The sequence below is a fragment of the Actinosynnema sp. NPDC023658 genome, assembly GCF_040639995.1.
Lineage (GTDB): Bacteria > Actinomycetota > Actinomycetes > Mycobacteriales > Pseudonocardiaceae > Actinosynnema.
In genome coordinates this window covers 1-1,441 of the sequence record NZ_JBFAAX010001261.1, presented here as the reverse complement: position 1 = coordinate 1,441, position 1,441 = coordinate 1, and the positions used below count along the sequence as shown (strand labels likewise).

1 pseudogene is annotated in these 1,441 nt (G+C 70.8%); it reads left to right on the top strand.

Annotation, left to right across the window (positions count from 1 at the left end):
- Positions 1-111: 111 nt before the first annotated feature.
- Positions 112-1,441: pseudogene (locus AB0G02_RS40095) on the top strand (efflux RND transporter permease subunit); the annotation flags it as partial.

Sequence of the window (1,441 nt, the reverse complement as noted above, 5' to 3'; positions counted from 1 at the left end):
AGTCTGGGTATCGCGGAGACCAACAGCGCGAGGACGAGACCGATGGCCAGGCACCACACCACGACCACGACGTCGAACAGCGTCAGGGCCACCGCCGTGCCGGAGGCGGACAAGTCGCTGACCGTGCAGGTCGGTAGCCCCGTCGGCACCGTGGACGACCTGCGCAACCTGCCGCTCTCCTCACCCGGCGGACCGGTGAAGCTCGGGGACGTGGCGCGGGTCGAGTCCGCGCCCGAGGCGGCGACCGTGCTGACCCGCACCAACGGCGAGGCCACCCTCGGCATCAGCGTCACCATGACCTCCGACGGCAACGCGGTGGAGATCTCGCAGCAGGTCCGCGACAAGCTCGACGAGTGGGGCCGGGCGGCCGACTCGACCCTGTCCGTCGCGTTCGACCAGGGCCCGCAGGTCGAGAAGGCCATCAGCGGCCTGACCACCGAGGGCCTGCTCGGCCTGCTGTTCGCGGTCGTCGTGATCCTGCTGTTCCTGCTGTCGGTGCGGTCCACTTTGGTGACGGCGGTGTCGATCCCGCTGTCCGTGGTGGTCGCGCTGATCGCCCTCTACACCGGTGACCTGTCGCTGAACCTGCTCACCCTCGGCGCGCTCACCATCGCGGTCGGCCGGGTGGTCGACGACTCGATCGTGGTGCTGGAGAACATCAAGCGGCACCTCGGGTACGGCGAGGAGAAGCAGCGCGCGGTGCTCGACGGCACGCGCGAGGTGGCGGGCGCGGTGACCGCGTCCACCCTGACCACGGTCGCGGTGTTCCTGCCGATCGCGTTCGTCGGCGGCATCGCGGGCGAGCTGTTCGGCCCGTTCTCCATCACGGTCACCGTGGCGCTGCTGGCGTCCCTGCTGGTGTCGCTGACGATCGTGCCGGTGCTGGCGTTCTGGTTCCTCAAGCGCCCGGCCGTGTCGAGCGACCCGGAGGCGGCGGAGCGGGCGCGTGAGGCCGCGGTGGAGAAGGAGCGGCGCAGCCCGTTGCAGCGCGCGTACGTGCCCGTGCTGCGGTTCGCCACCACGCGGCGCTGGGTGACGTTGCTGATCGCGGTGCTGATCTTCGGCGGCACCCTCGGCCTGGCCGGCTCCCTGCAGACGAACTTCATCGACAACGCGGGCGGCACCGCGTTGCAGGGCAGTCAGAAGCTGCCGCCCGGCAGCAGCCTGGACGCCCGCGACGAAGCCGCGCGCAAGCTCGAAGCCGTGCTGGCCGACACCGACGAGGTCGAGACCTACCAGGTCACCGTCGGCACCGACAACAGCCTGGCCGCGTTCGGCTTCGGCGGTGACGGCGACACCAGGGTCCGCGCCACCGTCCGCCAGGGCACCGACCTGGAGGCGTTGCAGGACCGGCTGACCGAGAAGCTGTGGTCCATCCTGGGCCGCGACGCGGGTTCACCGCCGAATCGGCCTGTCGGGGAGCCGAACGGAACACTCGTGT